Genomic DNA, 8,575 nt, shown 5'->3' with positions numbered 1-8,575 from the left:
AAAAGGTACATTTCTATATTTTAGAAATGTACCTTTTGTCTACAATCTGAAAGCACTAGTGAAAACTAGTGCTTTTTTGAATTATCAGTAAAAATAAAGATATAATATGATATATCTTTATTTTTGCTTTACAAGATACCAACCAGCAACCCAGCCAATTTCACCCTTGTAATTAACTTTGTACCAACCATCTTTTCTATTAATTATATTTACATTTGATTCATTAGGGATAGAACCTATAAGTTTACCATCAATAGAATTTCTTAAATGTAAAGGTGAATTACCACTTTTAACAGTTGCTATATTTTCATTTGATTTAGGTGTAGCAAAACTTGAAACTCCTAAATAGGAATTGTTATTGCCACAACCAGGAAGATACATGCCTCCAGAAGAGCCGTTTAAATCTCTTACATAAGTAGCTTTTCCTGGATCAAAATATGCAAGCTGATTATCATTAACATTAGCAAGACCTTTAGCTTTATTGTACCAAGATACAAAGACGAAAGTATGGTCATTACTAGCAAAACAAATATCACCAGGTTTTAAATTAGATAAATTAGTAGAAAAATTCCAAGAATTTTGATGAGCCCAGTTATTTAAACCAGAAACACTGCCAGTGCCACTAGGTATATCATATCCATCCATTCTAAGTAGAGATGAAAGATAATAAGTACAATTATCCATTATGCTGCCATGTAGCTGTGTAGCTTCACTAAATGCATTAACTCTATTAGTTTTATATTGCAGGATATTTAAAATATTGCCTTTTGTAGTATTATTAGGGCTTGTTAATAGAATTGTATTTTGAAGTTTATTGTGCTCGGAAGTTTTAGATATAGTATGTGTTGAACTTCCAATGTTTGAAGTACTTATAGCAATACCTGAGATAAGTGCAACACCAGCTATTATATTAGTTAATTTATATTTAGACATATGATTTAGAAACACCCTTCCTTATAATTTATTAGATTTCAGTTTGAAATAAAGTATTTATTTTAATTTAAAATCTTAGTAAAATTAACCATAAATAATGATAATAAGCAAATTAATGTATTTATGGTTAAAGTGATATGTACCTCTGAAAAGTATAAATTTAGTAATAAAAATAAGAATGTATTGAAAGTTTTTGAAAGAATACTATTAAATTAAATATTAAGTTTAAAAATAGTAGAAATACTATTTAAAAATAATACTTTAAGATATTTTTTGAAATTCGACAAAATTAATTACAGGGGGTAGACTGAAAATAAGTAATGAAATTGAAGGATGTGATAGAAATGAATGAAAAAAAGAAAAAAAGAATAAGAGGTTTTGAGGTAGTAGAGGATAAGTTTAGAATATATCCTAATGTAAAAATAGAAGTTCCTATTAGAGGGGACAGTAAAAGTGCTGGATATGATATGAGAACCCCTGTAGATATAAGATTAAAGCCTAATGAGAGAAAGATTATTTTTACAGATCTTAAGGCATATATGAATGATAATGAAGTGTTAGATGTATACGTGAGAAGTTCAATAGGGGTTAAAAGAGGTATCCATCTTAGTAATGGAACAGGAATTATAGATGCATCAGCTTATGATAATGGTGAAAATGATGGGAACATAGGATTATCACTTTGGAATACAAATGATTATGATGTAAATATAAAAGCTGGTGAGAGAATTTGCCAAGGTATTTTTAAAACGTATCTTATAGCAGATCATGATGAGTATCTTGAAACGGAGAGAAGAGGGATATTTGGCTCATCTGGAGAAATATAAATATAAAAAAAGACTTTAAGTATTTTGCTTAAAGTCTTTTTTTATGTCAAATTAATTATGCTTTCGCATTTGGTGAACTTACAGTTAGTTTTTCTTCTATATGGAATACATTCCAACAGATTAAAGATATTACCCAAACTGCTATAAATAATCCAACAAGTGAAAGTCCCATTACACTAAAGTTAAGTCCTTGTAACCAACCCCAGAATCCTGAGTTCCAACCTTTTTCCATAGCGAAAACTTGTCCGATTTCTATAAAACCTATAAATCCAGCTGCTATTATTGAAAGCACTGTTATAGTCATATTATAGTATATTTTCTTTACTGGTGAAGTAAGAACCCATTGATATGCTGTAGACATAAAGAATCCATCAAGTGTATCCATAAGACACATCCCAGCAGTGAATAAAATAGGGAAAGCTATAACTGCTGTCCAAGGCACACCTTGAGCTGTCGCAGTAGCTGATGTAGCTAATACTGCTATTTGAGTTGCTGTATCAAATCCAAGACCAAATAAGAATCCTATGATATAAATATGCCAATTTTTATTAGCTATGTTAAGTATGTGATTTACTGAACGGTTTACAAAACCTTTATCAGGTCTTTCAAGACTTTCTTCAGTATATGTACCATTTCTCATTTCTTTAAAAGTTTTCATCATGTTCTTTAAAATAACAAAGTTAGCAAGTGCTAAAAGTATAAGGAATACTGCTGAAATTACAGTTCCTATAACTCCACCAACAGCCTGAAATTCTGGAATTGATTTTTTTGCCCAGTGAACTGCAAAAATAGTTACAACTCCCATTAGCATAACTACTGTAGAGTGCCCTAGTGAGAAGAAGAATCCAGCTCCTCTAGTTTTCCCACCTCTTTGAACCATCTTACGAGTCATATTATCTATACATGCTATATGATCGCAGTCAAATGCGTGTGCAAGTCCAAATGTTAAAGATAATACTCCCATTCCTAAAAGTGTTGGGAATTTGAATACTCCAGTCGAAAGGAATATTATTCCGGCTGCAAATAAGAATATGACAAAAGCTCCATATTTCATTGCATCGACTTTCCAACTTTTACTACTATTACGCATAAAAAAATCTCTCCTTCTACTGTATTTAAGAATACAGTACCTAATTTTATATAATAATTCCGTTAAATTATAAATTTATTGCAAAACAAGTAGTTATTAATTTTTTATTAATATAAATGTCAGTTTAATAACTTCTCTATGTGTTAAAGGCAACAAAAATAATTTAACATATTATGTTTCTTACTTATATATAATTAGACCTTCAAAAAAAATACATTTTATTAGGTTTTTAGTGTCAAAAAAACTATTTTATGCTTAAAAATAAAATTCTATAAAAGGCTAGTGATACTTTGGTTGCAAATGATAAAGGATAATCAATAAGGTGTAAAAATATACTCTTAACTAAAATAAACTATTAAGAAAAGATTTGCAAATTAAACAGTAATTTAAATAATATTTATCTATTTTTAGGAAATGTTAGTAATATGTTACTCTTTAAATCTATATAAAGTATATTCTTAATATAAAAAGATTAGGGAGGTGGATATTATGGATAAAAAAGTTAAAAAAGATACAATTGTTGAAACTATTTGGGGGCTATTAGAGGTGACAGGAATATTAGGAGTTTTATTAATAGCTGTTATGCCAGTTTTAGTTATAATTGGATTAATCAAAAGAGGATTAAGAAAGTTTTAGGTTTAGCTATAATTTTTTGTGGAATTTGAAACAGAAAATTATAAAAATGATAAGTGAGATAGTAAAAGAACTATATAACAGTAGTGCTATTTAATTGATAGCCTATTGTTATATAGTTCTTTGTTTTATATTAAATTAAATTTCTCACAAACCTCTATAGCTTCTATAACTATGTAGTGAGGGTTATCTAATAATCTCTCTTTGATTTTTGAAATAAGTTCTTTATCTAGGTCATTTTTATCAAGCGGATAGATAAATTCAAGGGCACGAACCCTTACAATTGGGTTAAAGTCATTTAGGATTTCTTTTAAAAGTGAGAAGCCACCTTCATTCCAAAATTCCTTTAAAAGTGGTAATCTAGAAAGTATAATTTCTAGGTCAAAATCACTTAATACAGGTTCTTCAGAAAGTTGAGGATGTTCTAGTGTTCTTACTTTATATAAATCACAAAGTTCTTTAAATAGTTGTATTTTTACATCTGTAGTTCCTTTAATCGCAAGTAGACTTTCTAGGAATACTAAAAGGTACTTATCAAGTTCGTGTTTTATATCAAGCTGTGTAAAGTAGTCAATTGCCATCTTACTAACGTTATGATTTTTAGCAAATCTAATTAGGTGATATAAATTGTCATTTCCATAAGTTAGTGCTATATCAAAGTTTTCAGGTGTATTAAACTCTTTAACTGCGAGCTTAACAGCTACTATGATTTTAGTATAATCTCCTTCTGTATGTTCTGCATAATGTTCTTCTAAATCTAGAATAAATTCATTAAATGTATCAAGACCAACAAATTTAATATCTTCGAATCTAGTATGAAGTAAGAACTCTAGGTATAATTCTAATAAAACTTCGCTATCTACAAAAGCAAAGATTCCACCATATCTATCAAGTTCTAATAGTAAGCTAGTAAATAATCCATTCACAGCAATAGAAAGTTCCCTATCTGTAACACTTTGAGCTACTAATGAGTCTAGGTCTAGGTTAGTTGCAAGCTCAACGGCAATCTCCATTTTTAAGCTATTATTAGATAATGCACCTATAAGTAAATGTTTTTGAGACTTAACATCTTTAAGTACACTTTCAATAGCCATAAAACCTCTAGCATAATCAATAGCAGTCCAATTAGCACTTACATCAAGTAGTTTAAACATATCTTCTTTAAATTCATCAAATTCTATCCATGCTCTAAAAATAAAAGCTACTACATTAGAGAAGTAATCAACTTGTCCAAAGAGCATATATTCATTAGATAGCTCTCTACAGTCTGGTGTTAAAGCAGTCATTTCTAGTGCAAGTTTGCAAAGTTCAACATCATCAGCAGTAAATATAAGGGTTTTAAAAGCTTCATAAACTTCAGTATTATAGTTAGTTTCATTGAATTTTTTAGAGAGTATATCTATAATATTTAAAGTTTCAAATCCTATATCTAATAATTGAGATTCTAATTCTTCAGTTGTAATTTCTTTTTTATGGAGTGATTCTATAGTTGCAAAAACTTTATCAGAGTGTTCTCTCTTTGTCGTTTCATCACCTATAAATTCATGTGAAAATCCTAATTTGATATTTGAATTTTCATTATGTATAAGTTCCATTACGTTATTGTCGTTTACTATACCTTCGATAGTATTGTCTAAAATAATATTATAAATTGATTTTTTCATATATATTACCTCCTAAAGTTTTATTAAAAAGGTTACTATAATTGTATATGTTATAGTGATATTTTGGTGCAGATAAGTAAAAGTTTATCAATACAATATTAATTAGTAATAAGCTATAGGGATATATTAAAGAATTTTGGTATTAGTTTAGAGTTTTTGAATAACTTTATAGCTTTAAAGAATAGTTTTAAAGAAATATACATAGATAGCTAATTCACGTAGAGAAAAAGAAGAGAGAAGATGTTTTTGAAATGCCATAATTAACCTTTATAATTTTGATAAAGAGGTGAATTATTATGATTAAAAAACATTTTATTGCTATAACTAAGATAGTAGAAGTTACAATTGATACATGTAGTTTATTTATAAATAACTTACTGTATCCTTAAATGAAAAAATATTATAGTGAGTTAATTATAAGTTAATTGGCTATAATATTTTTTCTAAGATATGAAAGTGGGAAAGTTAATAGACTTGTAAGGATACATTAAAGAAAAAGATATATAATAGAAACAAGATTTAAATAAAAGGGTGTGGAAAAAATATGGATTTCTTTAGTGCTGGGCTTTTAGGTGGTGGAATAGAATTTATATTAGATTATATTAAGGGTTTGAAAATTTTTAAATAATATTTAGATAATATAAGGGGGAGATTTTTGATGAATGTAAGTATTGATTTATTAGTTAATAATTATAATGAATTTAGCGAGGTTGGAGGATTTTTTTCTTCAATGGAAATAAAAAGAGGAAGTGCCTTTTCTTTAGCTTTAAAAGGTGTTAAAGCAAATTCTAAACTGATTAATGAAGCTATTGAAGTTATAAAAAAGAATACGTCAGGATTTTCGAATTTTAGAGGAAATATTATGTATGTAGTAGCTACTACAATCTCTTTAGAAGAAAATAAGGAAAGTGCATTTTTAGAGATTAAAGCCATTTATAAAAACCTTAAAGAAAAGTTTTCTTCAAGTGAGTATTTAGTGCTTACAGCTATTGCTATTTTTAATGCAAAAGATAGAGTTAATAGTACTGAGGTTATAAAAAAAAGTAGTGATATTTATGATTTGATGAAGAAAGATCATTGGTTTTTAACTGGGGAAGAAGATACAGTGGCAGCAGCTATGGTTGCTATTAATTCAAATGACATAGAGAAAAAAATGAAAGATACACAGGTTTACTATAATAGATTAAAAGAGAAGGGTTACTGGTCAGGTAATAGTCTACAAAGTTTATCACATATTTTAGTTTTATTTGATGGTGATATTGATGAGAATATAGAAAAAGTGGTAACTATGGATAAGATACTTCGAGAGAATAATATTAAAATTAAATCTACTACACTGCCACTTCTTGCAGTTTCAGCATTTTTAACTTCGCATCCAAAAGATTTTGCGCAGGAAGTTAGGCGTGTTGATGATGAGCTTAAAGTGATAAAAGGCTTTAAGAATATTAGCATGGGTAGTGAGATAAGAAATATGATGTCCGTTGGACTTGTAGCAGTAAACTATTCAAATGACTTAGAAAATGATACAAAGGATAGTGTGGTTAATGCAACGAGTGCTATTATACTAACTATAGAGATTGCTATGGAAATGGCAGTAATGGCAGGGGTAATAGCAGCAAGTGCAGCTAGTTCTGCAAGTAGTTAATTATATAATAAAAACTCCAATACTTAGAGTGCTAAGTATTGGAGTTTTTTTGTTTAGAAATTAGTTAGTTGAAAGTCTACCTGTGAAAATTAGGTATAAAGTTATAACTGCAAGTGCAATTATAATTATAGCTATAACAGCTTCATAGGCATGATTGAATAATTTCTTTTTCTTCTCTTTTCTGTTCCAAACATAAAGAATTAATCCAAATGCTGAAATAATAGTGCTGAATAAAGTATACTTCCAACCAGCAGCACCAAGTAACCAAACTGTATAAACAAGTGAAATTAATCCAAGGATTAAATGTCCTACAATTCCTTTTGAATTTTCCTTATATGTTTCTTTAGTGAAAATTAGCTTTAAAAGATATAACGTATTTAGGAAATATGGAATAAGTGATGCAGTTGATGATAATGAATATAAGAACTCATAGCCACTATTATAGAAATAAGAGAATAGTAACCAGAACTGAGTTATTATAGTTGTTATCATAATTGCATAAAATGATGTTCCATTTTTATTTTCTTTTGATAAGAACTTTGGCATAACGCCGTCTACTGAAGTAGAGTAAGGCATTTCAGCTGTTATAAGTGTCCAACCAAGTAATGCACCTGTTACAGAAACTAAAAGTGTTATTGTAATAACTACAGCACCCCATTTACCTACAACTGATTGAAGTATATATGCAAGTGATGGATTATTTAAAACTGCAATATCAGGTCTTTTCATAACTCCAAGTGATAAAAGTGTTACAAGCATATAGATGATAATTACTCCAATAATTCCAATTACAGTAGCTTTACCAACATCTTTACTTTTTTTAGCTCTAGCAGATAAAACAACGGCTGCTTCAATTCCACCAAAAGCCCAAAGATTGGCTATCATTGTACTTTTAACTTGAGTATAAATACTTCCAAGACTTTGTGTACCTAGGAATTGGAATGATATATTTTTATAGTTAAAAGCAATGATAGCTATAACTACAAACAGTAATATAGGTATTATTTTTGAGATGTTAACAATAGCATTTATGACAAGTGCTTGTTTAACACCTCTTAAAATAAGAAAGTTTATAACCCATATTAAGATAGATGCAGCAATGATAGATGCAAGGTTATTTCCTGCTGGGTTAAATATTTTAAAGAAATATGATAGCGTACCAAATACTAAAGTAGCATATGATATATTTCCAAGTGTTGAACTTATCCAATAAATCCAAGCTGAGTTGAACCCTATGAATTCTCCAAATCCTTCCTTACTATACGAATAGATACCATTTTTAAGATTTGGCTTTCTAACTGATAATATGTAATACACGAAGGCAAGGCCAAGAACACCTATGCCAGAAACTATAAATCCTATAATTATTGCAAGACCACCGGCACCCTGTGCAAGTTGAGATGGAAGACTGAATATACCAGCACCAATTATTCCACCTATAACAAGTCCAATAAGTCCCATTAGTCCAAGTTTTTTATCCTTCATAATGACTCCTTTTCTTTTGTTGAATTTAGTTTGATATATTTAGTAGTTTACATTTATAAACTATTTAATTCGTAAAAACTATTATATCTATATTATGGATAGAAAGTGAGGAAAGTATGAAGAAATAAGATTATATTTTTAAAAACTAATAAAAAAAGGAATGAAATATTGAAATTTGTTAAAAAGATGGAAAGACTCAATTACTGAATGCATAGATAAGATAGATGACTCAATATGTATGATGGTAATTTGAATGGGCAGATTCAGTGCAAGAAACTAAAAATATTACGATGGGAAA

General features: G+C 28.7%; 7 protein-coding genes. 3 read left to right on the top strand and 4 right to left on the bottom strand.

What is annotated here, in order from left to right:
* Positions 1 to 117 precede the first annotated feature (117 nt).
* Positions 118 to 933 carry an SH3 domain-containing protein gene (locus tag Q0V24_RS12910; protein WP_297522144.1) on the bottom strand — a complete coding sequence of 272 codons (816 nt, stop codon included), beginning with the start codon at positions 931 to 933 and terminating at the stop codon, positions 118 to 120.
* Positions 934 to 1,277: 344 nt separating this feature from the next.
* On the opposite strand from Q0V24_RS12910, the gene Q0V24_RS12905 reads away from it, so the two are divergent.
* Positions 1,278 to 1,760 carry a dUTP diphosphatase gene (locus Q0V24_RS12905; RefSeq protein ID WP_297522142.1) on the top strand — a complete coding sequence of 161 codons (483 nt, stop codon included), beginning with the start codon at positions 1,278 to 1,280 and terminating at the stop codon, positions 1,758 to 1,760.
* Positions 1,761 to 1,815: 55 nt separating this feature from the next.
* Here the strand turns inward: Q0V24_RS12905 and Q0V24_RS12900 are convergent, their stop codons facing one another.
* Positions 1,816 to 2,850, bottom strand: coding sequence for a HoxN/HupN/NixA family nickel/cobalt transporter (locus tag Q0V24_RS12900; RefSeq protein ID WP_297522140.1), 1,035 nt, complete (start codon positions 2,848 to 2,850; stop codon positions 1,816 to 1,818).
* Positions 2,851 to 3,339: 489 nt separating this feature from the next.
* Here Q0V24_RS12900 and Q0V24_RS12895 point away from each other — a divergent pair, with 489 nt between their 5' ends.
* Positions 3,340 to 3,486, top strand: a complete 147-nt coding sequence (locus Q0V24_RS12895) for a hypothetical protein (protein ID WP_297522138.1) — start codon at positions 3,340 to 3,342, stop codon at positions 3,484 to 3,486.
* 125 nt (positions 3,487 to 3,611) lie between these two features.
* On the opposite strand, the gene Q0V24_RS12890 is transcribed toward Q0V24_RS12895, so the two are convergent.
* The gene (locus Q0V24_RS12890; RefSeq protein WP_297522136.1) at positions 3,612 to 5,147 is read right to left on the bottom strand and encodes a hypothetical protein; all 1,536 of its coding nucleotides are present in this window, start codon (positions 5,145 to 5,147) and stop codon (positions 3,612 to 3,614) included.
* Positions 5,148 to 5,805: 658 nt separating this feature from the next.
* Between Q0V24_RS12890 and Q0V24_RS12885 the strand changes: the two genes are divergently transcribed.
* Positions 5,806 to 6,792: a DUF4003 family protein gene (locus tag Q0V24_RS12885; protein ID WP_297522146.1), complete on the top strand. Its 987-nt coding sequence runs from the start codon at positions 5,806 to 5,808 to the stop codon at positions 6,790 to 6,792.
* 60 nt (positions 6,793 to 6,852) lie between these two features.
* Here the strand turns inward: Q0V24_RS12885 and Q0V24_RS12880 are convergent, their stop codons facing one another.
* Positions 6,853 to 8,277 (bottom strand): basic amino acid/polyamine antiporter, encoded by a 1,425-nt coding sequence (locus Q0V24_RS12880; protein WP_297522134.1) that lies wholly within the window; start codon positions 8,275 to 8,277, stop codon positions 6,853 to 6,855.
* Positions 8,278 to 8,575: the final 298 nt, after the last annotated feature.

Source organism: uncultured Clostridium sp., from assembly GCF_947039605.1.
Classification (GTDB): Bacteria; Bacillota; Clostridia; order Clostridiales; family Clostridiaceae; genus Sarcina.
Note: the sequence above shows the minus strand (reverse complement) of the source record. Positions and strands in the feature narration are given on the sequence as shown.